We start from the raw sequence: 24,045 nt of genomic DNA on the forward strand, positions 1-24,045 counted from the left end.
AAAGCAATTTATTCAATTACTATGCCAAGCTTTAAATACTAATTACTAGCCTTTTAACCAAGCTTGTCTTAATTCGTTTTGTTTAGCTGTTGCGTTTGGGTCTACTTCTAAATTAGAACCTGTTGTATAAGATTGTGTTAAAGTAGTTTTAACTACAATTTCTTCTCCATTTCTATCTAAACGTACATCTACTTCTCTACCTGGTTTCCATAAATAAGCAGCAGAAAGTAATTGGTTTGCATTACTTAAAGTTAATTTTTCGCCATCTATTGTTTTTATTACATCTCCTGGTAATACACCATTTTCTGCCCAAAAACTATTGTCTTTTACTGCTTCAGAAAAAGGAATTGTTCCGTTAGCTATATTTGGCGCAAAAATTAAAACACCATCATTTTGTATGTAGTTTGTTTTTACTTTGCCTTCAGTCATTTTTAAACCTACTTTAGCAAAAAAATCGTTATAGTTAATTGGTGTTCCATCTACAACATGTTTTTGTAAAAATGAGCCAATGCTAGGATACGTCATTGCCGTGATTTCACTAATTAAGTTATCATCTTCAAACGGTTTATTTTTTCCGTATTTAAGAGATAATTCTTTCATTAAAGATAAAATACCACGGTTACCGTTGCTCTCTTCACGCATTAAAATATCTATACACATACCAATTAATGCTCCTTTTGAGTATACATTTATATATTGTCCTGCGTAAGGCTCATCAAGAATATTTTCACTCATTGTAGTAAAACTCATGGCATCATTGTAATTTGATGCAGATTTAATTTTACCCATTATTTTATTATAAAATTCTTGCTCTGTAACTAAATCTTGATCTACTTGAAAAAGTGTTGCAAAATATTCTGTTACACCTTCATACATCCATAAATGCTTAGAAAATGTTGGTTCGTTATAATCAAAATAATGTACATCTTCAGAGTGTACACTTAATGGTGTTACAATGTGAAAAAACTCATGCGAAACAACATCAATCATACTTTCTGCTAAAGCTTCATCTGGCATAGACTCTGGTAAAACTACAACCGTAGATGTGTGGTGTTCTAAAGCACCAAAACCTTTAGGAGATTCGGCTTTACCTTCAGATAAATATAAATATATATCATACCTAGGTGTGCTGTTTACATCTCCTAAATATGTTTTTTGTGCTTGCATCATTTTCTCCATAGTTGCTTTTACTTTTGCTGCACTATGCACATTGTTTGGAGAATACACACTTAATACAATTTTAATATCGCCAACCTGAAATTCTTCAACATCCAAATTACCATAAAACATTGGGTTATCTGTAATATCAAAATATCTTGGAGCAAAATAACTTGAGGTCATTGCTAAACCATCATCACTCATTTTTGTACCTGTTTCTTGTAATGCAGATGTTCTTGCCATTGTTTTTGGAGCTGTAACATCTAATTTATATTGTGCATTTTTTAAAGAATCAAAATAGCCAATAAACCCATGTAAGTTAAGTACATAGTTTGTATCTTCAATGTTAGTTCCTGCTGGAGAAAATGGTACTTCACCACCAATGCCACCACCATTTGCTTCCATATCAAAGGTATCGTTAACATTGTACATTATTTTATCTAAGTTTGAAGCATTCGCAATAGTCCACGTGTTTGTGTCTAATTTTGTTACCTCTAAAGCATTACCGTTATAATCTATAGCTTGGAAGTTTTCTATGTATTTTCCAAAATCACTAACAGAATAAGTACCTTGTACAACTCTAGGCAGTCTATAAGTTACTGTTGGCGTTGTAAAACGACCAGGATTGATAACTACTGGCGCTTTATCATCTACAACTTTTGTTAAGTCTAAAGTAGTTTCAATTGGATTTAAGGTTGCTAAATCGCTGTTAGATTTGCTACTTGCGTTTTTAGTAGAATTACAACCTACTAAAAGCAAACCTGCAAATGCAACGGTAAAAAATTGGTTTTTCATTATTAAAGTGTTTTGTTAAAAATCTTAATGCTTTTAAGACGCTCAAAAATATATCTTGTTACATAATTTTATTTAAAAATTATGTTAATTAGTATTTTCACGACATTTAATTCATGCTATATTGCAGCAATGAAACAAGCGTTAATTAGTATTCTCATTCCTTTTAAAAACACACAAGATTATATTGGCGAGTGTTTACAGTCTATTATTAACCAAACTTATAATGATTGGGAATTAATAATTATTGACGATAGTTCTACAGATAATAGCTACAATATTGTTAACGCTTTCGCGGAAAAACATAGCAATATTACCTTACTAAAAAACAATGGTTCTGGCATTATAGATGCATTAAACCTTGCTTTTAAACATAGTAAAGGTGAATTTATTACTAGAATGGATAGTGATGATATAATGGATGAAGACAAGCTAAAAACGCTTCATAATAATTTAATTACAAACGGAAAAAACCATATAGCGACAGGATTGGTAAGTTATTTTTCTGCTAAAGGCATTAGTGATGGCTATAAAAAATACGAACAATGGCTTAATATGCTTACCAAAAATGGTAATAACTATAATGAAATTTATAAAGAATGTGTTATACCATCACCTTGTTGGATGTTACATCGTGAAGATTTAGAAGCTATTAATGCTTTTAATACAAATCGCTATCCCGAAGATTATGATTTAACTTTTAGATGTTACCAAGCTAATTACAAAATAATACCAAGTAACAAAATACTTCATTATTGGAGAGATTATGGTACTCGAGCTTCTAGAACCGATGCTAATTATGCCGAGAATAGCTTTATAGATATAAAAACACACTACTTTTTAAAATTAAATTATAACAACAAAAAGCCTTTAGTTATTTGGGGTGCAGGAAAAAAAGGAAAAAGTATTGCAAAAAAATTACAGGAAAACAATATTCCTTTTTATTGGGTTTGTGATAACCATAAAAAAATAGGAAAACATATATACAATGTTGAAATGAAACCGTTTCAACACATAGCTACATTAACTAATCCACAAATTATTGTAAGTGTTGCTAACAGTATAGAACAAGACACTATTAAAACTTACTTACATGCGCATAATAAAATTTCTATGCATGATTATTTTTTCTTTTGTTAAAGCAAGTAATAATTAAGTTTAAGTTTTTATATTTGTCTAATTCAAAATTAGCAATGCAGTTTAAAAACCCAGAACTTCTTTACGCACTATTCTTACTGCTAATTCCTGTTTTAATTCATTTATTTCAATTACGTAAATTTCAAAAGGAATCGTTTACTAATGTTGCCTTTTTAAAGAAAGTTACTTTACAAACTAGAAAAAGTTCACAAATTAAAAAATGGTTAGTTTTATGTTTAAGAATGTTACTACTTGCCGCAATTATTTTTGCGTTTGCACAGCCGTATATTTCTAAAAACAAAACTTTTAATGCAAAAACCGAAACTGTAATTTACCTAGATAATTCTTACAGTATGCAAGCTAAAGGAGATAAAGGTGAATTATTAAAACGTGCAGTAAATGATATTATAGAAAATGTTGGTGAGACAGAAACACTATCTATTATAACAAATAATGATGCGTTTAGAAACACTACCATTAAAGCAATTACTAATGATTTATTAAGTTTAAATTACTCCTCTAACCAATTAAGCTACGATGCTGCGCTTTTAAAAAGTAAAAAATACTTTACTAAAAACGAAAACACAATTAAAAACCTCTTGTTTATTAGTGATTTTCAGCAAAAAAATCAAAACTTAAACTTAAATGATAATTTAGATATAAACCTAAATTTAGTACAATTACAACCAGTAAACACGACTAATGTCTCTGTAGATAGCTTATACATTTCTAAACAAAACGCTAGTAATTTAGAGCTTACTGCGGTAATAAAAAACAACGGCAATACTATAGAAAACCTTCCTGTTTCTCTTTTTAATAATCAAAATCTACTAACAAAAAGCGCTGTAACTATTACAGATAAAGCTACTGCTGTTTTTACCTTACCAAATAACCAAATAATAAATGGTCAAGTTAGTATAGACGATACAAATCTTCAGTTTGATAATACGCTATATTTTAATATAAATCGCAGTACAAAGCTTAATGTATTAACAGTTAACCAAACCAATGATTCGTTTTTAAAACGTATTTATACCGCTCCAGAATTTAATTATACGTCTACAACATTTAATACTTTAAACTATAGCGATATAAGCAAGCAAAACCTTATTGTTTTAAACGAATTAGAACAAATACCAGGAGCATTAAATACAGCATTAAAATCGTTTACAAATAATGGTGGCATAGTAGTAGTAATACCTCCAGCAACAACTATTGATTTAGCATCTTACAATACTATTTTAAATAACTTTGGTTTAAGTAAAATTTCCAGCAGTAATACTACCGAGAAAAAACTAACTACAATAAACTATTCGCATCCTATATTTAATAGTGTTTTCGAAAAAAAAGTAAGTAATTTTCAATATCCTAAAGTTAATAGCTTTTATGCACAAAATGTAACGACTTCTCCTCTATTACAATATGAAGATGGTAAACCTTTTTTATCTGAAAATAACGGACTTTACTTTTTTACAGCAGCTTTAAATACCAAGAATAGTAACTTTACCAATATAAACTTAGTTGTTCCTACGTTTTATAACATTTCGCAACAAAGTTTAAAACGCTCAAACTTATACTATACAATTGGTAAAGAAAATAAATTTGACGTTGTTACAAACTTACAGCAAGATGCTGTACTAACGTTACAAAAAGGCGAACATAAAATAATACCACAACAACAATATTTTAATAATAAAGTAACTATAACAACAAACGAAACGCCAGAATTAGCAGGAATTTATACCATAAAAAATAAAACCGAAATTCTTGAAAATGTAAGCTATAACTATTCTAGAGACGAAAGTGTTTTAAACTATCAAAAATTTTCTAATAACGATAATGTTACGGTTAGCAACTCGATTTCACAAACCTTTAATAACATAAAAAGTGATAATAATATTAATGCGCTATGGAAATGGTTTGTTATTTTTGCCTTGTTACTTTTAATTACCGAAATGCTCATCTTAAAATATTTTAAATGAACGTACTTATAAAATCTGCAACTATTATTGATGCAAAGAGTAATCACCATAATACTACTCAGGATATTTTAATTGAAAAAGGCATAATTTCTAAAATTGCCAAAAACATAAAAAATACAAATAATTACAAAGAGATTACTTTAGAAAACCTACATGTATCTCAAGGTTGGTTTGATAGTAGTGTTTGTTTTGGTGAGCCTGGTTTTGAAGATAGAGAAACCATAGAAAACGGACTTAAAACTGCGGGAAAATCTGGCTTTACAAGTGTAGCATTACAAGCAAATACACTACCAGTTATAGATACAAATGCTTCAATTTCGTTTTTAAAAGCTAAAGCCCAAAATAATGCAGTAAACTTATACCCTATTGGAGCATTAACCATAAAAAGTGAAGGCGTTGATTTAGCAGAATTATTTGACATGAAAAATGCTGGAGCAGTAGCATTTTCAGATTATAAAAAACCAATTAAAAATCCAAACCTTTTAAAAATAGCTTTACAGTATGCTAGTAACTTTGAAGGCTTAGTGTGTTCTTATCCACAAGAAAACAAAATAGCTGGAAACGGAGTAATGAACGAACATATTACTAGTACTGGACTAGGCTTAAAAGGAAATCCTAATTTAGCAGAAGCTTTACAAATTGCACGTGATTTATATATTTTAGAATATACTGGAGGGAAATTACACATACCAACAATTTCTACCTTAGAAGCTGTTAATTTAATTCGTGAAGCAAAACAGAAAAAATTAAACGTTACTTGTAGCGTTGCAATACATAATTTGTGTTTAACAGATAATGAATTAAGCGATTTTGAAACTAAATACAAAGTATTACCACCATTAAGAACACAACAAGATGTAAATGCACTTTTAGAAGGTTTAAAAGATGGTACAATAGACATGGTTACAAGTGATCATAACCCACAAACCATAGAGAATAAAAAAATGGAGTTTGATTATGCGTCTTATGGAACTATTGGATTAGAAAGTGCTTTTGGAGCTTTACAAACAGTTGTAACCACTAAAAAGGCAATACAATTACTAACCAATGGTAAACAAACATTTAATGTAAATACTCACATAATAACTGAAGGAGAAAAAGCAGATTTAGCGCTTTTTAGTCCAACGTATACATACAATTTTTCTACAGAGAATATTATATCAAAATCTAAAAATAGCATATTTATAAACCATAAGTTAAAAGGAAAAGCTTACGGTGTAATAGCAAATAAAAAAATAGTTTTACAATAATGAATACAAATGCAGCAGAAGAAGGCAAAACACTAAGTGTAGTTGCTTATTTAACCATAATAGGTTCAGTAATAGCTTTAATAATGAATCAAGATAAAAAAAATCCATTTACTTCATTTCATGTAAGACAAGGTTTAGGGCTTTGCTTATCATATATGATTTTAGGATATTTTGTTGGAAGTTTTGATAGCTGGATGATTTCTACTGCTTTTTGGGTAGGATTTGGTATACTATTTATTTACGGTATAATTGGAGCTATTACAGGAAAAATGAACGAGGTTCCATTAGTAGGACCTTTTTATCAAAAACTATTTTCAAGCATAGGATAATAATGAGCACACTTTCTTTAACACACGTAGTACGCGAATCTTCTTTAAAAGAAAATGCGCCTTTATTAATTTTATTTCATGGTTATGGTAGTGATGAAAACGATTTGTTTTCTTTTGCTACAGAGTTACCCGAAGAACTTTTTATTGTTTCGGCACGTGCACCTTACCCAATGCAACCTTTTGGTAATGCTTGGTACGCCATAAATTTTGATGCAGAAAAAGGTAAATGGAGTGATAATGAACAAGCTATAAAATCTAGAGATTTAATAGCTAGTTTTATAGACGAAGTAATTGCTAAATATCCTGTAAATAAAGATAATGTTTCACTTTTAGGATTTAGTCAAGGTAGTATTTTAAGTTATGCTGTGGCATTAACTTACCCAGAAAAAATTAAAAATATTATTGCCTTAAGTGGTTATGTAAATTCAGATTTATTTGAAATTAAATCTAAAGATAATTATAAGCATTTAAGCTTCTATTGTTCACATGGTAGTGTAGATCAAGTAATTCCTGTAGATTGGGCAAGACAGTCTCCAAAATTTTTAGAAGCTTTAGATATAGATTATAAATACTCAGAGTTTCCTGTTGGTCATGGTGTTGCACCACAAAACTTCTACGAATTTAAAGATTGGCTTATAACTAAACTTTAAAAATAATTAATTTATTGGGTATAAAAACGATTTGGCAACATTGTATTTTAATTCGCCTTTTTCGTTTATATCGTAAGTTATAAATAATTCACCTTCAAATTGCCCATCTGTAAAATCGGCAATAATCCATTTATGGTTTAAAATGCGAACAATATTTATTTGCATTCTGTTACCTTCACTAGAACCGTAAGGTACTAATGGATGTTGATCGCCTTCAAAAATATTTTGAGCATAAATACCATCTTCTATCGCTTTTAAAAGTTGATCAACATCATAACCTTGATCTTGAAAATAGAAATAAGACTTTTCATTACTATCAAAATTAAAGTATGATAAATCTGTAATTTCATCATTTAATTTTAAAATAGAATCTTGATATTTTTTAATTCGTTTTTCGCTATTTGCGACTTTTCGGTTGCTATCATCAAAAATATTTTTCGAATTCATATATTGAAATAATATAAGTAATAACGAAAAAATAAATAAGTACATAAAAATGCGATTCTTCATAACAACAGGTAAATTTAATTTTGGATTTTATTTATTTGGCGAAAATAATTTTTAAATTTTATAATTCTAAGGTTAATTCATCATAAGCTAAAAAAACATTTTCCGGAAGCTTTTTTTCTACTTCGTCATGAAACCCTAAATAATGGCTTATATGAGTTAAATATGCTTTTTTAGGTTTCACTCTATCAATAATACTTAATGCTTCGTCTAAATTAAAATGAGAAATATGAGCTTCTTCTCGCAATGCATTTATTACTAAAACATCTAAATTATAAAGTTTTTCTAATTCCTTTTCAGCTATCGTTTTCATATCTGTTAAATAAGCAAAATCTTTAAAACGGTAACCAAAAACTTGTAGCTTGTGGTGATAACCTTCAATAGGTATCATGTTTATATTCTTTAATTTAAATGGTGTGTTTTTTATTTCATGTTCTATTACATTTGGTACACCAGGATATTTATCTTTAGTGGTAAAGATATAAGCAAAACGCTTTTGCAGTTCACCTAACACACGCTTATGTGCATAAATATCTATATCGCCTTGACGAAAGAAAAAAGGTCTAATATCATCTAATCCAGCAGTATGGTCTGCATGCTCATGAGTAAAAATAACACCATCTATTTTGTTACAGTTAGCACGAAGCATTTGCTGCCTAAAATCTGGGCCACAATCTATAACAAAAGTATAGGTATCCCATGAGACTAATACCGATACACGTAAGCGTTTATCTTTAGGGTTGTCACTTAAACATACTGGATGTGTACTACCAATAACGGGTATACCTTGTGATGTTCCTGTACCTAAAAATGTGATTTTCAAAAGAGAATATATAATTAATTTATACTCACACAAAAATAGGATATTTTTTTTGTTTGGTATAGTTATTTGGTACCTTTGTCTGTAAGATAAATCAATGCTATTACTATGGAAATTACCCTAAAAGGAGATACTAATATTGAAAGTATTCCATCAATAAAAGATAAAGCACTACGTATAAATTTAAATCAAAATATATATGGTACTTTTTCAGAAATTGGCGCAGGACAAGAAACTGTAAGACAATTTTTTAGAGCTGGTGGTGGCTCTGGAACTATTGCAAAAGCAATGTCTGCTTACGATAAAGATTTTAGTGATGCCATATATGGTATTGAAGATGATAGACGTTACGTTACAGAAGCACGTTTACGCAAAATGCTTGATCATGAAATTAATTTAATCGAGCAACGTATTACCAGAGATAAACATCCTCATAAAATGTTTTTTAGTTATGCAAACACTGTAGCAACTATAGATTTTGCAAAAAAATATAAAGGACACGGTTGGGTTGGTATTAAGTACCAAGTAGATGCAGAGCAAGATTATAATGAAATTGTTTTGCACATTCGTTTTAAAGAAAATGATGCTCGCTTACAACAAGAAACTCTAGGTAAATTAGGAACTAACTTAATTTATGGTGCTTTTTATAAATATAATGAACCAAGAAAATTACTGCGTTACTTATACGACCACTTAGATAAAGACCAATTAGAAATTGATACTATTAATTTCTCTGGTCCTATTTTTGAAGATGTAGATAACCGTTTAATGAGTTTACAACTTGTTAAAAATGGTATGACAGATGCCGTTATGTTTGCACCAGATGGTAACAATGTATTACCTGCTAGAGTATTATATAAGAAAAATATTTTAGCACTGCGTGGTAGTTTTAGACCTGTAACAAAGGTTAATATGGACATGTATCAGAAATCTTTGGATATGTTTATAAAAGAAAGTAAAGTAGACGAAGAAAAAACACAAGTTATTTTTGAAATTACTTTATCTAACCTTAGAGCCGAAGGTGAAATTGATGAGCAGGATTTTATGGATCGTGCCAGGTTATTATGCTCTTTAGGCCAAACAGTACTTATTTCTAATTTCCAAGAATACTATAAATTAGTAGAATACTTCTCTCAATACTCTAAAGCTAGAATGGGCTTAGCAATGGGAGTTAATAATCTTGTAGATATTTTTGATGAGAAATACTATCGTCACTTAAGTGGTGGTATTCTTGAAGCTTTTGGTAAATTATTCTTTAAAGATTTACGTGTGTATTTATACCCAATGCAAAATGATGATGGTTCTTTAACTACAAGTAATGATTTAAAAGTACACCCAAGAATGAAAGAACTTTACAAATTCTTTAAGTATAATGGTAAAGTTGTTGATATAACAGATTATGATGCGTCTACATTAAATGTATTTTCAAGAAAAGTATTAAGTATGATATCTAAAGGAGAAGATGGTTGGCAAAAAATGTTACCAGAAGGTGTCTCTAACCTAATAATGGAAAAAAGTTTATTTGGTTGTGAGACTGAAGAAATTCCAAACAGAGAATAAATTTAAAATTATCCATAAAAAAAGCCGCTATAAATAGCGGCTTTTTTTATGGATGAAATATTATAAATATTAATCTTTAGATAAATAAACGGCAGAAGCAGATGCTAATCCATTATTTAAAACAGGAGCAATATCTCCACCTGTACCAATATTATTAAATGCTAATATCGTTCCGTTTGCAGCTTCAGCAATAAAAACTGTTTCAGTTTCTGCATCATAAGCAACATCTACTGGGTTTCCTAAAACTGTAGAAGCTCCAGCAACTCTAACTTGACTTGTTAACGCTAAAGTATCTCCATCTGCTGTATTATTAAATTTAGTTAAGAAATCTGAAATTACATGAAATCCACCATCTGTAGCATCTCCTGCAGATCCAATATCTGTTAATACCATTGTATTAGAAGACACATCATAAGTTAAACCGTGAGTTCTAACAATACCTTCTACTGCAATAGTTTTAGTTGCAGAAACTGTAGCATCTGTTGTGTTAGATAAGAAATCTGTATAAACTGCTAATTGGTTAGTAGTATCAACTACGGCAAATAAATCGTTTCCGTTAAAAGTAATTCCCCAAAGTTTAAAGTCTGTAGTAATTGTATTTCTTAAAGTAAATGTTCCGTTTGATCTTTCATAGATATATAAACGTCCATCTGCTGTTGTATCATCTCCATCAACATCTGCATTATCTGCAACTACATAAAAGTTTCCGTTTACAGCAACTTCTCTCGGGCTAACCATATCTGCAGTACCTGTAATATCACTAGTTACAGTTGTACCTGTAGCAACATCGCTAATATCTGTAAAACCTTCTAAAGCTAAACCAGAACGTGAAGCTTGTATAGCTGCATCTGTAGAAGCATCATAATAAATACCATCTGCAGCAACACTTGCCGTAACTAAAGTTGTAGCACTTACGTTAGATAAATTTGTTACATCATAATACGTTATGTTACCATCTGCATTGTTAGATGTATATAATCGTGTACTCTGCGTATCTACTGGTATTTCAATATTATTATTATCATCATCATCACTACAAGAGTTAAAAGTAATTATAGATAATGCTATAAGACTTAATGTTTTAATTTGTTTTTTCATTTTTGTTATTTTTAGATTCGTATTATGTGTTTAAACTCCTGCTTAAACTTCTAATTAAATCTACGTAAGCATCTAACCTGAGGTTTTGCTCTATCGATTATTTAACCGTTTTTTAACAAAAAAACAGTTTACATCTTAATTTATGTTAAACACTAATTATTGTTAATAAAACACTTTAAAACAACCGTTTAAACGTTAAATATTATATGATTATAACGAAAAATAAAAAATTAAGAAATTTCTCTATTTATTAATTTTAGGATTTAATTAAGAAAATATTTGTAAGAAAAAAGCACAAAAAAAATAAATCGGCTTTATTTTTATAAAGCCGATTTATGATTAAGTAGTAGATTAATGTTTCTTTTTAGGGACTAAGAAGTTTACTTTATGTTTCATTACCAATTACTACACAATTGTAATAAACAATTACAATGCCAAAATATAAATTTTTTTTTAATTTTTCTAATAAATTGAAATAAAAATAAACACAACTAACTAAATAACAGTTATTTACTAGGAGTATTTCTCTATTTTACCAACTACATCTTGGTAAAATGAATACATAAATTTAAAGTCTGCTTCCATATCATCTGTAGGATAAAATGGTTGAGATATTACATTTTGTTTATTTTTAAAATCAAGAGTAAACATTATAATTGGCACATTAGCTTCCTTTGCGATATAGTAAAAACCAGTTCGCCATTTATCTACCTTTTTTCTAGTACCTTCTGGTGCAAAAGTGATTCTAAACTCTTCGTTCTTTTTAAAAACCTTGGCTATAGCTTGAACCTTATTTTCATTTTTACTTCGGTTTAAAGGTACGCCTCCAACTGCTTTAAAATAGTAGCCAAATGGCCAAGTAAACAGTTCTTTTTTTCCAACAAAATTTGTTTTAATATTTATTACTTTTCGTAATAAAACACCAATATAGAAATCATGCCAACTTGTATGTGGTGCTGCAATAATTACAGCTTTTTTAATCTCATTTTTAGACATGGTTGTGTTACCAACCACTTTCCATCCAAGTAGTTTAAAATAAATAAATTTTGCTAGACTTCGCATATTACATTTTTTGATATAATGCTCTTAAAGTATCGCGAGTAATTGTTTTTTTCCAATTTTTACCAATAGCATTTTCCCATAAAGGTTCTAGGCTTAAAGCAACATCTATCATGGTATCAAATTCTTTGTCTGATAGTTTTGCGCAAATACCTTGTGGTAATTGTATGTTGTGTTTCTCTTTCATTTGCTTAAAAAGAGCAACACCTTTTGGGTAATATTCTTCTAAGTGATCAAAAACGATGCAGTTTCCTATACCATGTTTAATGCCTAATAAATAACCTAACCCATAACTTAATGCATGTGCTACTCCAACTTGAGAATAAGCAATACTCATACCACCGTGCCAACTGGCCATCATTAATTTATCTTGCGACTCTTCGGCAGTTAAGGTATCTTCTAAAAATATTTCTTTACATAAAGAATATGCTTTCTCACCATAAGATTTACTAAAAGCATTTAAATATGTCCCGTTTAAAGATTCTATACAATGTACATAACAATCCATACCGGTGTAAAACCATTGATCTTTAGGTACATCTTTTGTTAATTCTGGGTCTAATACTACTTGATCAAAAGGTGTATAATCACTATTTATTCCTAACTTACGTTCGGGACCTGTTAGAATAGTTGTTCTAGATACTTCTGCTCCTGTACCAGAAATGGTAGGAATACCAACGTGGTATACGGCAGGATTTTTTACTAAATCCCAACCTTGATAATCTTTAGATTCACCGTTATTAGTTAACATTATTGATACTGCTTTGGCAATATCTAAAACTGTACCACCACCAATACCAATTATTCCAGATGGTAACTCTTTATATTTTACTATAATATCTTCAACTAAACTATCTATTTGCGATGTTTTAGGTTCTTGCTCTGCAGATACATAAATTACCTTATCATCGTAAGACAAAGGTATTCTAGATGTTAGCCATGCATTACCTTTAAACACATCATCCACAAAAAATATAAATGGTGCAGTAGCATTTAAGCGTTTAGGTGATAAAATATCTTCTAATTGATTAAAACTACCACGTCCAAAAATTACTTTGGACACCATTGGAAAATTTTTATAACTCATTGACTTGCGTCTTTAATATTCTATTTATTATTTAAATTATTCTGAAATGTTTCTGCAAACATTGCCAAATGGTAACCATCTACCAAAGCATGATTTACATTTATTGAAACATTCATTTTATAAATTCCATTTTCTTCTAATACTTTAGAAAAAGCTAGTTTTGGTACAGATTCTTCTATTCCAGATACAGGTTCTTTATGTCCCGAAAAATGAAGCCAAGGCATTGCCGAAGCATGAACACAATCTAAACCGTTTTTAGGCGGAAACAAATCTTTTGAATTAATAATTCGTTGTTTTTCGCATTCTAAATTTTTCAAAAATAAGTTTAAATTTTCATTAAATTCTATAAATGAAAAACCAAAGGTTTTATCTGCTCTCATAATTGTTGCAGATGCATTTATAGTTTCAAAATCTATAACTTTTTCATTTACAATTCTATACCTTAAATTTTCGGTACTATTTATTGCTTTCATACAATCATGTAAATACACACCAAAAAAAGATAATTTATTTTCTTTTGAAAATTTATACGTTGCTGTTACATTTAATGGAAATGTTATTGCAAAATATGGATCTTTAAGCGTTTTAAAATGCTCAAAGTGCTGTTTTCTATTCCATGTATTTAATACTATTTCTCGCATATTAATTAAGCAAAGAAATTAATTCGTTTAAATTTGATAAGGTTTTATATTCGGTTTCATTGTTGGTAGATGTTTCTACTTCCTCATGTGCCCAAGTGGTGTGAAACGGAATATGTATTGCCTTTGCTCCTATTCTTGTTAATGGCAAAACATCAGATTTTAAAGAGTTACCAACCATTAAAAATGATTTTGGTTTTATTTCTAAATGTTTTAATAGTTTTGTATAATTAGTTTCTTTTTTATCGCTTAATACTTCTATATGATGAAAATATTGCAATAATCCAGATTTTTCTAATTTGCGTTCTTGGTCTAACAAATCGCCTTTTGTAGCTACAATTAATTTATAGTCTTGAGATAATGTTTTTAATACCTGCTCTACATTTGGTAACAATTCTACAGGTTTATTAATCATCTCTTTACCAATGTCAAGAATCTTTTCTATTGTTTTATTTGAAACTGTATAATTAGAAAGTTCTAGAGCCATTTCAACCATAGATAACACAAAACCTTTAACACCATAACCGTATACAGGTAAGTTTTTAATTTCCATTTTAAATAACTCTTGGTCTATTTTATTTGGCGTTTCAAATTGGCTTAAAAGTTTGGCAAATTCTGCTTCGGCCTCACGAAAATAGGTTTCGTTTACCCAAAGTGTATCATCGGCATCAAAGCCTATAACTTTTATATTATTGTATTCTTTTTTCAAATTATTTCCACAATTTTTTAGCACGTTCTAAATCTTCTGGTGTATCAATTTCTACACCTTGAACGCTTGTTTCAACCATTTTAATTCGCTTTCCATATTCTAAATAGCGAATACATTCTATTTTTTCTGAAGCTTCCAACATTAACATTGGTAGATTATAAAAGTCCATTAATGCCTGTTTTCTAAACGCATAAACACCTTTGTGCTTATAGTATTTTGTAGCGACTTCTTTATCTCTTGGGTATGGTATTGGACTGCGAGAAAAATATAATGCAAAATCTTTTTGGTCTACAATAACCTTTACTGTGTTTGGGTTATTTATCTCTTCAATGTCTTTAATATTAACCATTAATGAGGCTAAATCTATAGACTTATCACTGTCATTTTCAAAAACTTTAATAAGCTTTTTTAAGGATGCTACTTCGGTAAAAGGCTCGTCTCCTTGTACATTTACAACAATATCTACGTCTAAATTTTCTACAGCTTCTGCAATACGGTCGCTACCACACTCGTGTGTTTTAATACTCATTATGGCTTTGCCTCCAATGCTTGTAATTTCTTTAAAAATTATTTCACTATCTGTAACCACGATAACTTCATCAAACAAATTGGTAGCTACTGTAGCTTCGTAAGTACGAGTAATCACAGGTTTACCTTCTAAATCTTGCATTAATTTACCAGGAAAACGAGATGCACTATATCGTGCGGGAATCATTGCGATTATTTTCATCTAAAAAATTGAAGTATTAAAGATTCAAAAATATAATTTTTAAAATGAAAGACAGAGTCTTTTTATGGTTTTTTGAGCTAAGCGCTAGCCGATTTCATTTTTTTATAGAGTTTAAATATTACAAAAAATAGTATAGCCACAAAGAAAATTGCTAAAACCGGTAATAAAACTGAAACTATAGACATGCCTATTGCTGTTCCCGTTTCTACTGTGCTAACTAAAGGATTTGCAACACCACCAGTTGTTGCGGTAGATGCCAAACGTGTTGCTCCAGATGAACTTGCTACTGCTGCTGCCGTTCCGCCACCAGCAATAATGGCTAATGCCCATGTTATTACTGGACTTAAGTCTGCTACTGTAGAAACCATAACTGCTGTACCAGCAATAGCCGCTAATGGTATTGCTACTGTATCTAAAATGTTATCTACATAGGGAATATAATATGCTAAAATCTCTACTACAGTTGCTACGCCTAATACTATTAATGCAGATAAACTTCCTATCCATTGCCAAGATTCATTTAATTCCCAAATACCTAAATAAGAGACTAGACTTAAGGTAAAAAGTGGTACAAAAACACGAAATCCAACAGATGCAGATAAACCTATACCAAGGCAAATACTTATAATTGTTTCGGCTGTCATAATATATTGCGTTTATTATTTTTATTCAGATTCAAAAAAATTATCCTTAAAGCCAAGTAAATATACTTTTTCTTTTGCACGTGTTATTGCTGTATAAAGCCATCTTAAATAATCTTTAGTAATTACACCATCTGGTAAATATGGTTGCTCTACAAATACTGTATTCCATTGTCCACCTTGCGACTTATGGCAGGTTATAGCGTAAGAAAACTTAACTTGTAATGCATTAAAATGTTTGTTTCCTTTTATTGCTAAAAACTTTTTATAATTACTTTTCTCTTCTTCGTAATCTTTTTGAACTTCTTGATATAAACGGTTAGAGTCTTCATAGGTTAACGAAGGTGTTTCTGCCGAAATAGTATCTAATAACAATACTGTTTCAAAAGGTTTCATTTTTGGGTAATCTACCATTCGTATTTTTACTTCAGCAAAACGAAAACCGTATAATTCTTTAATGCTAAATATTTCAAGAACTTCTATTATGTCACCATTTGCAATAAAACCAGCTTCGGTTGTAGGCTTTAACCAAAAATAATTATTTTTTACAACCATTAAATAGTCTCCAGAAGACAATTCGTTTTCATTAAATAAAATTCTGCTTCGTATTTGTTGGTTGTAAAGGTTTGCACGTTTATTGCTTCTAACAATTATTGCCATTTCTTCATTTCCTAAAGTGCTATAACTATCGTTTATAGCATCCATAATATCATAACCATCAACCAATCTAACAATGTCTTTAAAAGCTTTAAGATTAAATTGAAAACTTTCAAAAAAACCGCTAGATAAGGTTTCTCTAAGCATTGTCGCATTTTCTAAAATTCCAGAGTTTTGTTCTTGACGCATTACTTCGTCTAACTCCATTTTAGAAACTAATTTATTATAATTTAAACTTAGTGTGTTCTCATCTAAAGCAGGACTTATATCTAATTTTACTGGTGGTAATTGTGCAGTATCTCCTATTAATAGTAATTTACAATTATGACCTTGATATACATATTGCATTAAATCGTCTAATAACGATCCATTAGCAAATTGTTTAGAATCTCCAGGAGTATCTGGTATCATAGACGCTTCATCTACAATAAAAAGTGTATTTCTGTGTTTATTAGGCTGTAAAACAAAATTTACGCCACCACCTTTATCTTTTTTAGGAAAATATATTTTTTTATGTATTGTAAAGGCTTCTTTTTTAGAATAATTTGAAATTACTTTAGCTGCTCGCCCAGTTGGTGCCATTAGCACAGCGCTTTTTTTAGCTTTCCATAAATTATTAACTATTGTACCAATTATTGTTGTTTTTCCTGTTCCTGCATACCCTTTTAAAAGAAAAATACCGTTAGATTTATCATCAAAAATGAATTCTGATAGCTGTAAAAGTAAAATATCTTGTTTTTGAGTTGGTTGGAACGGAAACTGCTGTTTTATAAGGGAATAAAATTCAGATTTAGTGATTTCCATTAGGTGTTTTATAACTTTTATTCAAATATATAAATGATTTTTACTCTTATTGGTTTTTACGAATAAAAAAAAATTGTAGATTTGCGTTAGACCTTAATTAAATTAAATTTAAATAAAATATGAAATTAGCGCTTATTATTATTGGAGCAATACTACTAACAATTTTAATTGTTTGGCTTATTGATAAGTTTATTCCTGCAAAAATTAAACCTGTTGTAACTTTAGTTCTTTGGGTACTTATTGCCTTTTTGGGTTACCAAACATTTATGTCTGTATACAAACCAATTTTATTTAACCAAGTAAAAGAAAAGCGTTATGCTCAAGTAATTGAAAAATTAGTTGACATTAGAGATTCTCAAGTTGCTTATAAAGAAGTTAAAGGAAAATATACAAATAGCTACGATTCTTTAATTAACTTTATTGAAAATGGAAAATTTGCAATTGTAGAAAGAAGAGATACACTTGTAATTGATGAAGAATTAACACGTCGTTTCGGTGGTGTTGAAACTCGTGTTGAACAAACTATAATAGATACTTTAGATTTTGTTTCTGTAAAAGATTCTTTATTTAAAACTTCTACAAGATATAAAACAATGATGAACGTTCCTTTTGCTAAAGAAGGTACTAAGTTTAAATTAAACGCTGGAGAAGTTGGTGAAGATGAAGATGATAAATTTCCTGTATTTGAAGCTTATGTATTGAAAAAAGATGTTTTACACGATCAAGACAAAGCTTATATTGCTCAAGAAAACAAAGCAATTTCTGTAGAAGAAATTAAAGGAGATGCTGTAAGAGTTGGATCTATGGAAGAAGTAAAAGTTAACGGGAACTGGCCAAAAGTATATGACCCAAAAAGTTAATACAATTTTAGAAATAACAGATAAAGAATTGTCCATTCAACTAAGTTTGAATGGACTTTCTTTTTGTGTGCTAAATACTAGCAATAATACTGTTACAACTATAAAGCATTTCTCTAAAGAAAAAAAACTAACTCCTTTTGAGCTTTTAGATTTTGTAAAACATTTATTTAATACAGAATCACTATTAAAAGAAAACTACAATAAAGTAACAGTAATACATACAAACGAATTATCTGCATTAGTGCCACAAGCACTTTTTAACGAAGATGCTATGGCAGATTATTTAAAACTAAGTTCTAAAATTTTAAAGTCAGATTATATAACGTATGATACTATTACAGCAAACGAAACTGTAAATGTTTATGTACCATATATTAATGTAAACAACTTTATTTATGACCATTTTGGAGCCTTTACATACAAACACTTTTCTACAGTATTAATAGAAAATTTAGTTGCAGCTGAAAAAAATGCAAGCGATGATAAATTATATATAAATGTAAATACTACACATTTTGAATTGCTTGCCTTTGCAAAAGGAAAATTATTACTTTATAACACTTTTGAGTATACAACACCCGAAGATTTTATCTATTATGTTTTATTTACAACAGAACAATTAGAATTCAATCCAGAAACAATTTCAGCTATTTTATTAGGTGCAATTGAAAAAGATGATACCTTATATAATATACTATATAAATACATTAGAAATGTATCGTTTGGTAATAGAATGGATTCTTTTAGTTTTACAGAAAAGCAAAACAATCAATATTCAAATTTCACCCTTTTAAAAAGCTTATAATGCGTATAGTTTCAGGAGAATTTAAAGGCCGAAGAATTACAGCTCCAAAAAAGCTTCCAGTTCGTCCTACAACAGATATGGCAAAAGAATCGTTATTTAATATTTTAAACAACCATTATTATTTTGATGACATTTCGGTTTTAGACCTATTTGCAGGTACAGGAAATATAAGTTACGAGTTTGCTTCCAGAGGTACACAACAAATTACTTGTGTAGATGCAGATTATGGTTGTATAAAATTTATAAACGAAACTGCCGAAAGTTTCGATATGCCAATACAAACCATTAAAAGCGATGTTTTTAAATTTTTAGAAAATAGTAATACAAAACATACTGTAATATTTGCAGATCCACCATACGATTTTCCTGTAGAAGCATTTTCTAAAATACCAGAACTGGTATTTAAAAACAATCTTTTAAAACCAGATGGTATGCTAATAGTTGAGCACTCTAAACATACAGATATATCACATTTAGACCATTACAGCCATTCTAAAAGTTATGGTGGTAATATGTTTAGTTTTTATAAACTTCCAGAAGAAAATGAATAATATTTAAATAAAAAAACCATCTAAAAAATTAGATGGTTTTATTATATATAAGTAAATCTATAAGCCGGATTCTGTATTAAAACATTACTGTTTTAACCCTTATCATTTATCTTCGTGAGTTGTTACCAACACACTTTAGCTGCCTACCCTCTAACTCGCGCGTGCACGCTCAAACGCTAGTATACATGACATTGCACCACATAGAGTTTACCTGGTTTCACTACAGCATGACCTGTACATACTTTCTGTTGCACTTTTCCTAACCTCACGGCTGGTGGCTGTTAACCACTATATTGCACTACGGTGTCCAGACTTTCCTCACTTGCACTAAATTTACTTTAGTATAAGCGCGATAAGGCGATTTACTTATTTGCAAAAATAGAATAAACTATATGAAATATTTATACAGAAAAGCGTTTTGTTTAATAATGCTTAAAAAAGGACATCTATAACTAGTGAAAGTTTGTTAATAACTCCTTGCAAATTATAGCTGCAAAATTCTAAAATACAAATTGAATTTTTAACTTTGTTATTCTAAAAAATCACCTTTAAAAAGTATCTTAAAAGTACAAAATTTAGCAAGAATATAAATGGAACACTTTGTAGTATCGGCAAGAAAATACAGACCACAAACATTTAAAGATGTTGTTGGGCAATCTGCCATTACAAATACTTTGCTAAACGCTATAGATAATAATCACTTAGCACAAGCCTTATTGTTTACCGGACCACGAGGTGTAGGTAAAACCAGTTGTGCTCGTATTTTGGCTAAAATGATTAATAGTGATGGTACAGAATCTAACGAGGAAGATTTTGCTTTTAATATTTTTGAACTTGATGCTGCTTCAAACAACTCGGTAGACGATATTAGAAGTTTAACAGATCAGGTACGTATTCCTCCACAAGTTGGAAAATACAAAGTTTATATTATTGACGAGGTACACATGCTATCTCAAGCCGCTTTTAATGCTTTTTTAAAAACTTTAGAAGAACCGCCAAAGCATTGTATATTTATTCTTGCAACTACAGAAAAGCATAAAATAATACCTACAATTTTATCACGTTGTCAAATTTTCGATTTTAAACGTATTACTGTAAAAGACGCCAAAGAATATTTAAAATATATTGCACAAGAACAAGGTATAAATGCAGAGGATGATGCTTTACATATTATAGCTCAAAAAGCAGATGGCGCTATGCGTGATGCTTTATCTATTTTTGATCGTGTTGTAAGTTTTTCGGGAAAAGAATTAACACGACAATCTGTTACAGAAAATTTAAACGTATTAGATTACGAAACTTATTTTACAAGTACAGATTTAATTTTAGAAAATAAGATACCAGAATTACTAATACAATTTAATGAAACCTTATCTAAAGGTTTTGATGGACACCATTATATAGCAGGACTAGCATCTCATTTTAGAGATTTATTAGTCTGTAAAAATCCAGCTACTATAGAACTTTTAGAAGTTGGAGATCAAACTAAAGAAAAATATTTAGAGCAATCTAAAAAAGCTTCTCAAGCCTTTTTATTAAAAGGAATTGAGTTAGCTAACGAAACCGATTTAAAATATAAATCCAGTAAAAACCAACGACTACTCGTTGAACTTTGTATCATGCAACTTGCCTCTATCACTTTTGATGGAGATAAAAAAAAAATAGCAGTCGGTACATAATTCCACCATCCTATTTTAAACGTGTAGGTATTACGCCTATTCCGGTAAAAAAAGTAGAACAAACTACAAACGCTCCTGTAGAAAATAAACCACAATCTGTAGTATCTACTAAACAACCTATATTAAATACGGCAGATACAGCAACAAAAACTGCTCCTAAAATAATACTTAATAGCGGTAAAAAACCAACATCTGGATTGTCTTTAAAAAGTATTCGAGCTAAAAAAGAGCACGAAATAAAACAAAAAGATAATACTATAGATGAAGAAAACCTACCAAGAGAACCTTTTACTCAAGATGAATTAACCCAAGTTTGGAACACATTTATTAAAGATATTGAGAAAGAAGGCAAAATGAATCTTGCCGCAATACTCTCAATAGACAAACCAAGATTAAAAGGAACAACAATACATTTAACGTTTCCAAATGCCACTAATAAAGTAGAGGTTGAAAGACAATCGTACGATTTGCTTCAATTTTTACGCAAAACATTAAGAAACTTTGATATAAGTCTGGATATTGATGTTAATGAAGAAATGCAAAAGAAATTTGCTTACACGCCAGAAGAAAAATACGAGAAATTAAAAGAAAAAAACCCTAATATTGAGTTACTTAGAAAAACTTTCGATTTAGATTTATAATTCTTTTCACTTCAAATTAACTATCTTTAAATCTATTTTTATTTATTTTTTAAAATGAAAAACATCTTATTCCTTCTAGCTATTATAAGTGTATTTTTTGTGAGTTGTGACGGTAAAGAACGTGTACATAAAAGTAATACACAAGTGTTAAAAGAACACAAATTATTAGATTCTTTCTCTAAAGTTGTAAAATATTTTCCAGAAAAATACTCTGAAAATGAAATAGATACACTTTTTAGTAATGGACACCGTATAAAAATAAAAAGCTTCTCAAATATGGAAGACAGTTATTTAAACGAGTTTACAAACAATAATATCACATACAAACACTATTATAGAGATACAAAAGCTTTAATTACTGTAACTAACAACTCTATGATTTTTAATGAAATTATAGACAAAAATTTTATTTTAAATATAGATGACACCTACAAAAGCTTTTTTAATAAATCTATTTTACAAGGTGTTTGGCTTAATGAAGCTGAATCTTTAAATAAAAAAAATATAAGTATAGATATAACATTTTGTAAACCAGAAACAGATTGGTGTGAGTATTTTACCCTACAAATTGAAGCTAACGGAAATTACAAACTAAAAAATGTTACAAAAGAATAAACTAATAAAATATGTTAGGACTTAAATTACCAACAGATCCTCGTTGGGTAAATATTGTAGAAAAAAATATTGAAGATATTTTAACAGATCATGCTTTTTGCGAGCAAAAAGCAACTAGTACTGCAATTTCTTTAATTGTAAGCTTTCCTGAGTACACAGATTTGGTACAAGAAATGGTTGCCTTAGTAAAAGAAGAAATTAGCCATTTTAAAATGGTACACGATTTAATTTTAGAAAACGGTTGGGTTTTAGGTCGTGATCGTAAAGATGAGTATGTTGCTAAGTTACTTCAGTTTTTTCCTAAAGGAGGCAGTAGAACAACGCAATTAGTACATAGGCTACTTTACGCTGCTTTAATTGAAGCTAGAAGCTGTGAACGCTTTAGGTTGCTTAGTGAAGAATTAGAAGATAAAGAGTTAGCAGAGTTTTATAGAAAATTAATGGTGAGTGAAGCAAACCATTATACTATGTTTTTAGGTTTTGCTAGACAATATGGTGATAGAAAAGAAGTAGATAAAAAATGGCAAGCTTTATTAGATTTTGAAGCCGAAATAATGAAAGATTTAAGTAAAAGTGAAACAATACATGGCTAAATAACCATTATATCAACATATATTAAACATAAAAAAACGCCAAAACATTTAATGCTTTGGCGTTTTTTAGTTTAATTTATTGTTGGTTAAAACTTAAGACCAAAACCAATTTGCATATTAGTGTTAATAGCATCTAATTCTGTTTCGTCATCAAATATATTTGTTAGCCCATAAGAATATCTAAAATCTAAGAAAAACTCATCAGATAACATATACTCTATTCCTCCTATACCAGAAAAAGCAAAGTTTTTTAAACCATCTTCATAATCATGAGTTTTTAAACTTGCTTGCGGTCCTACTCCAATAGCGAATCTATCACCAATTTTGTATTTGAATACAATAGGCATTTGTAAATAATCTATTTTAATACCTTCATCATTTGCACCTTCAGCCGAAAACTGAATTTCTGGTGCAATTGCTAAACTATTAGATAAAGAGTATTCGCCAAAAAAGCCAATAGCGAAACCATTTCTATGTTTATTTGCAAATCCTGTTGGGTCTGGATCAAAATCTAAGTTTGAAATATTATAACCAGCACGTACACCATAAAGTGCGTTTTGAGAAAAGCCGTAGATTGTACAAAGTAAAAAGGCTAATAAGAGTACAGTTTTTTTCATAAAAAAAATATGTTTTTTGTTAGTTTATATAGTTTATATAGTTTATATATACAAAGCTAATATATATTAAATTTAA

General features: G+C 29.5%; 23 protein-coding genes, 1 other RNA gene and 1 pseudogene. 12 read left to right on the forward strand and 13 right to left on the reverse strand.

The genetic code is table 11. The features are described from left to right. Nucleotides 1-45: 45 nt before the first annotated feature. Nucleotides 46-1,953 carry a peptidase M61 gene (locus LACAL_RS13145; RefSeq protein ID WP_013871245.1) on the reverse strand — a complete coding sequence of 636 codons (1,908 nt, stop codon included), beginning with the start codon at nt 1,951-1,953 and terminating at the stop codon, nt 46-48. Nucleotides 1,954-2,082: 129 nt separating this feature from the next. Here LACAL_RS13145 and LACAL_RS13150 point away from each other — a divergent pair, with 129 nt between their 5' ends. From LACAL_RS13150 to LACAL_RS13170, 5 genes are read left to right on the forward strand one after another with little or no spacing between them, the layout of a single operon-like run. After that, nucleotides 2,083-3,090, forward strand: a complete 1,008-nt coding sequence (locus tag LACAL_RS13150) for a glycosyltransferase family 2 protein (protein WP_041301543.1) — start codon at nt 2,083-2,085, stop codon at nt 3,088-3,090. A gap of 32 nt (nt 3,091-3,122) precedes the next feature. Next, nucleotides 3,123-5,069 (forward strand): BatA domain-containing protein, encoded by a 1,947-nt coding sequence (locus tag LACAL_RS13155; RefSeq protein WP_237700991.1) that lies wholly within the window; start codon nt 3,123-3,125, stop codon nt 5,067-5,069. Further along, nucleotides 5,066-6,319 (forward strand): dihydroorotase family protein, encoded by a 1,254-nt coding sequence (locus LACAL_RS13160; protein ID WP_013871248.1) that lies wholly within the window; start codon nt 5,066-5,068, stop codon nt 6,317-6,319. Before LACAL_RS13155 ends, LACAL_RS13160 begins: the two co-directional genes overlap by 4 nt. Further along, the gene (locus LACAL_RS13165) at nt 6,319-6,648 is read left to right on the forward strand and encodes a DUF4870 domain-containing protein (protein ID WP_013871249.1); all 330 of its coding nucleotides are present in this window, start codon (nt 6,319-6,321) and stop codon (nt 6,646-6,648) included. The genes LACAL_RS13160 and LACAL_RS13165 overlap by 1 nt, the downstream gene beginning before the upstream one ends. 2 nt (nt 6,649-6,650) lie before the next feature. Continuing rightward, nucleotides 6,651-7,298 (forward strand): alpha/beta hydrolase, encoded by a 648-nt coding sequence (locus tag LACAL_RS13170; RefSeq protein WP_013871250.1) that lies wholly within the window; start codon nt 6,651-6,653, stop codon nt 7,296-7,298. Nucleotides 7,299-7,304: 6 nt separating this feature from the next. On the opposite strand, the gene LACAL_RS13175 is transcribed toward LACAL_RS13170, so the two are convergent. Together LACAL_RS13175 and LACAL_RS13180 are read right to left on the reverse strand one after the other, a co-directional pair. Next, complete coding sequence (locus LACAL_RS13175) at nt 7,305-7,745, reverse strand: hydrolase (RefSeq protein WP_237700992.1); 441 nt, start codon at nt 7,743-7,745, stop codon at nt 7,305-7,307. Between the two features lie 121 nt (nt 7,746-7,866). After that, nucleotides 7,867-8,628, reverse strand: a complete 762-nt coding sequence (locus LACAL_RS13180; protein ID WP_041301544.1) for an MBL fold metallo-hydrolase — start codon at nt 8,626-8,628, stop codon at nt 7,867-7,869. A 105-nt stretch (nt 8,629-8,733) separates the two neighbouring features. Between LACAL_RS13180 and LACAL_RS13185 the strand changes: the two genes are divergently transcribed. Next, nucleotides 8,734-10,185 carry a hypothetical protein gene (locus LACAL_RS13185; RefSeq protein ID WP_013871253.1) on the forward strand — a complete coding sequence of 484 codons (1,452 nt, stop codon included), beginning with the start codon at nt 8,734-8,736 and terminating at the stop codon, nt 10,183-10,185. Between the two features lie 69 nt (nt 10,186-10,254). On the opposite strand, the gene LACAL_RS13190 is transcribed toward LACAL_RS13185, so the two are convergent. From LACAL_RS13190 to LACAL_RS13225, 8 genes are all read right to left on the reverse strand, one after another. Then, nucleotides 10,255-11,283, reverse strand: coding sequence for a hypothetical protein (locus LACAL_RS13190; protein ID WP_013871254.1), 1,029 nt, complete (start codon nt 11,281-11,283; stop codon nt 10,255-10,257). 513 nt (nt 11,284-11,796) lie between these two features. After that, a complete protein-coding gene (locus tag LACAL_RS13195) occupies nt 11,797-12,345 on the reverse strand; it encodes a 1-acyl-sn-glycerol-3-phosphate acyltransferase (RefSeq protein ID WP_013871255.1) in 549 nt (182 codons plus the stop codon). A gap of 1 nt (nt 12,346) precedes the next feature. Continuing rightward, the gene (locus LACAL_RS13200) at nt 12,347-13,429 is read right to left on the reverse strand and encodes an iron-containing alcohol dehydrogenase family protein (protein WP_013871256.1); all 1,083 of its coding nucleotides are present in this window, start codon (nt 13,427-13,429) and stop codon (nt 12,347-12,349) included. A gap of 20 nt (nt 13,430-13,449) precedes the next feature. Continuing rightward, nucleotides 13,450-14,070 carry a CatA-like O-acetyltransferase gene (locus LACAL_RS13205; RefSeq protein ID WP_013871257.1) on the reverse strand — a complete coding sequence of 207 codons (621 nt, stop codon included), beginning with the start codon at nt 14,068-14,070 and terminating at the stop codon, nt 13,450-13,452. 1 nt (nt 14,071) lies between these two features. Beyond that, nucleotides 14,072-14,776 carry an HAD family hydrolase gene (locus LACAL_RS13210; protein ID WP_013871258.1) on the reverse strand — a complete coding sequence of 235 codons (705 nt, stop codon included), beginning with the start codon at nt 14,774-14,776 and terminating at the stop codon, nt 14,072-14,074. A 1-nt stretch (nt 14,777) separates the two neighbouring features. Beyond that, complete coding sequence (gene kdsB, locus LACAL_RS13215) at nt 14,778-15,506, reverse strand: 3-deoxy-manno-octulosonate cytidylyltransferase (RefSeq protein ID WP_041301546.1); 729 nt, start codon at nt 15,504-15,506, stop codon at nt 14,778-14,780. 77 nt (nt 15,507-15,583) lie between these two features. Next, nucleotides 15,584-16,150, reverse strand: coding sequence for a DUF4126 domain-containing protein (locus LACAL_RS13220; RefSeq protein ID WP_013871260.1), 567 nt, complete (start codon nt 16,148-16,150; stop codon nt 15,584-15,586). 21 nt (nt 16,151-16,171) lie between these two features. Next, nucleotides 16,172-17,608, reverse strand: a complete 1,437-nt coding sequence (locus tag LACAL_RS13225; RefSeq protein WP_013871261.1) for an ATP-dependent RecD-like DNA helicase — start codon at nt 17,606-17,608, stop codon at nt 16,172-16,174. A gap of 119 nt (nt 17,609-17,727) precedes the next feature. Between LACAL_RS13225 and LACAL_RS13230 the strand changes: the two genes are divergently transcribed. The 3 genes from LACAL_RS13230 to LACAL_RS13240 are packed head-to-tail and all read left to right on the forward strand — an operon-like array spanning nt 17,728 to nt 19,824. Then, nucleotides 17,728-18,468, forward strand: coding sequence for a hypothetical protein (locus tag LACAL_RS13230; RefSeq protein ID WP_013871262.1), 741 nt, complete (start codon nt 17,728-17,730; stop codon nt 18,466-18,468). After that, nucleotides 18,452-19,273: a DUF3822 family protein gene (locus LACAL_RS13235; protein ID WP_013871263.1), complete on the forward strand. Its 822-nt coding sequence runs from the start codon at nt 18,452-18,454 to the stop codon at nt 19,271-19,273. The genes LACAL_RS13230 and LACAL_RS13235 overlap by 17 nt, the downstream gene beginning before the upstream one ends. After that, entirely contained in the window at nt 19,273-19,824 is a 552-nt protein-coding gene (locus LACAL_RS13240; RefSeq protein ID WP_013871264.1) for an RsmD family RNA methyltransferase, read from the forward strand. The genes LACAL_RS13235 and LACAL_RS13240 overlap by 1 nt, the downstream gene beginning before the upstream one ends. A 44-nt stretch (nt 19,825-19,868) precedes the next feature. On the opposite strand, the gene rnpB is transcribed toward LACAL_RS13240, so the two are convergent. Beyond that, an RNA gene (rnpB, locus tag LACAL_RS15140) (RNase P RNA component class A) lies at nt 19,869-20,193 on the reverse strand. Between the two features lie 221 nt (nt 20,194-20,414). On the opposite strand from rnpB, the pseudogene LACAL_RS13245 reads away from it, so the two are divergent. From LACAL_RS13245 to LACAL_RS13255, 3 genes and pseudogenes are all read left to right on the forward strand, one after another. After that, nucleotides 20,415-22,144 (forward strand): annotated as a pseudogene (locus LACAL_RS13245) (DNA polymerase III subunit gamma/tau). Between the two features lie 54 nt (nt 22,145-22,198). Further along, nucleotides 22,199-22,759 carry a hypothetical protein gene (locus LACAL_RS13250; protein WP_013871265.1) on the forward strand — a complete coding sequence of 187 codons (561 nt, stop codon included), beginning with the start codon at nt 22,199-22,201 and terminating at the stop codon, nt 22,757-22,759. An 11-nt stretch (nt 22,760-22,770) separates the two neighbouring features. Continuing rightward, entirely contained in the window at nt 22,771-23,352 is a 582-nt protein-coding gene (locus LACAL_RS13255; protein WP_013871266.1) for a tRNA-(ms[2]io[6]A)-hydroxylase, read from the forward strand. Between the two features lie 86 nt (nt 23,353-23,438). Here LACAL_RS13255 and LACAL_RS13260 read toward each other — a convergent pair whose 3' ends face one another. Beyond that, the gene (locus tag LACAL_RS13260; protein ID WP_013871267.1) at nt 23,439-23,969 is read right to left on the reverse strand and encodes a porin family protein; all 531 of its coding nucleotides are present in this window, start codon (nt 23,967-23,969) and stop codon (nt 23,439-23,441) included. Between the last annotated feature and the right edge of the window lie 76 nt (nt 23,970-24,045).

Source organism: Lacinutrix sp. 5H-3-7-4 (genome assembly GCF_000211855.2).
Taxonomy (GTDB): domain Bacteria; phylum Bacteroidota; class Bacteroidia; order Flavobacteriales; family Flavobacteriaceae; genus Lacinutrix.

Bases quoted from the DNA above. Each gene is read 5' to 3' on its own strand.
- LACAL_RS13175 (WP_237700992.1), bottom strand. From the start codon at position 7,745: ATGAATTCGAAAAATATTTTTGATGATAGCAACCGAAAAGTCGCAAAT.
- LACAL_RS13145 (WP_013871245.1), bottom strand. From the start codon at position 1,953: ATGAAAAACCAATTTTTTACCGTTGCATTTGCAGGTTTGCTTTTAGTA.
- kdsB (WP_041301546.1), bottom strand. From the start codon at position 15,506: ATGAAAATAATCGCAATGATTCCCGCACGATATAGTGCATCTCGTTTT.
- LACAL_RS13200 (WP_013871256.1), bottom strand. From the start codon at position 13,429: ATGAGTTATAAAAATTTTCCAATGGTGTCCAAAGTAATTTTTGGACGT.
- LACAL_RS13235 (WP_013871263.1), top strand. From the start codon at position 18,452: ATGACCCAAAAAGTTAATACAATTTTAGAAATAACAGATAAAGAATTG.
- LACAL_RS13220 (WP_013871260.1), bottom strand. From the start codon at position 16,150: ATGACAGCCGAAACAATTATAAGTATTTGCCTTGGTATAGGTTTATCT.
- LACAL_RS13185 (WP_013871253.1), top strand. From the start codon at position 8,734: ATGGAAATTACCCTAAAAGGAGATACTAATATTGAAAGTATTCCATCA.
- LACAL_RS13160 (WP_013871248.1), top strand. From the start codon at position 5,066: ATGAACGTACTTATAAAATCTGCAACTATTATTGATGCAAAGAGTAAT.
- LACAL_RS13190 (WP_013871254.1), bottom strand. From the start codon at position 11,283: ATGAAAAAACAAATTAAAACATTAAGTCTTATAGCATTATCTATAATT.
- LACAL_RS13150 (WP_041301543.1), top strand. From the start codon at position 2,083: ATGAAACAAGCGTTAATTAGTATTCTCATTCCTTTTAAAAACACACAA.
- LACAL_RS13250 (WP_013871265.1), top strand. From the start codon at position 22,199: ATGAAAAACATCTTATTCCTTCTAGCTATTATAAGTGTATTTTTTGTG.
- LACAL_RS13240 (WP_013871264.1), top strand. From the start codon at position 19,273: ATGCGTATAGTTTCAGGAGAATTTAAAGGCCGAAGAATTACAGCTCCA.
- LACAL_RS13255 (WP_013871266.1), top strand. From the start codon at position 22,771: ATGTTAGGACTTAAATTACCAACAGATCCTCGTTGGGTAAATATTGTA.
- LACAL_RS13165 (WP_013871249.1), top strand. From the start codon at position 6,319: ATGAATACAAATGCAGCAGAAGAAGGCAAAACACTAAGTGTAGTTGCT.
- LACAL_RS13195 (WP_013871255.1), bottom strand. From the start codon at position 12,345: ATGCGAAGTCTAGCAAAATTTATTTATTTTAAACTACTTGGATGGAAA.
- LACAL_RS13205 (WP_013871257.1), bottom strand. From the start codon at position 14,070: ATGCGAGAAATAGTATTAAATACATGGAATAGAAAACAGCACTTTGAG.
- LACAL_RS13230 (WP_013871262.1), top strand. From the start codon at position 17,728: ATGAAATTAGCGCTTATTATTATTGGAGCAATACTACTAACAATTTTA.
- LACAL_RS13225 (WP_013871261.1), bottom strand. From the start codon at position 17,608: ATGGAAATCACTAAATCTGAATTTTATTCCCTTATAAAACAGCAGTTT.
- LACAL_RS13260 (WP_013871267.1), bottom strand. From the start codon at position 23,969: ATGAAAAAAACTGTACTCTTATTAGCCTTTTTACTTTGTACAATCTAC.
- LACAL_RS13170 (WP_013871250.1), top strand. From the start codon at position 6,651: ATGAGCACACTTTCTTTAACACACGTAGTACGCGAATCTTCTTTAAAA.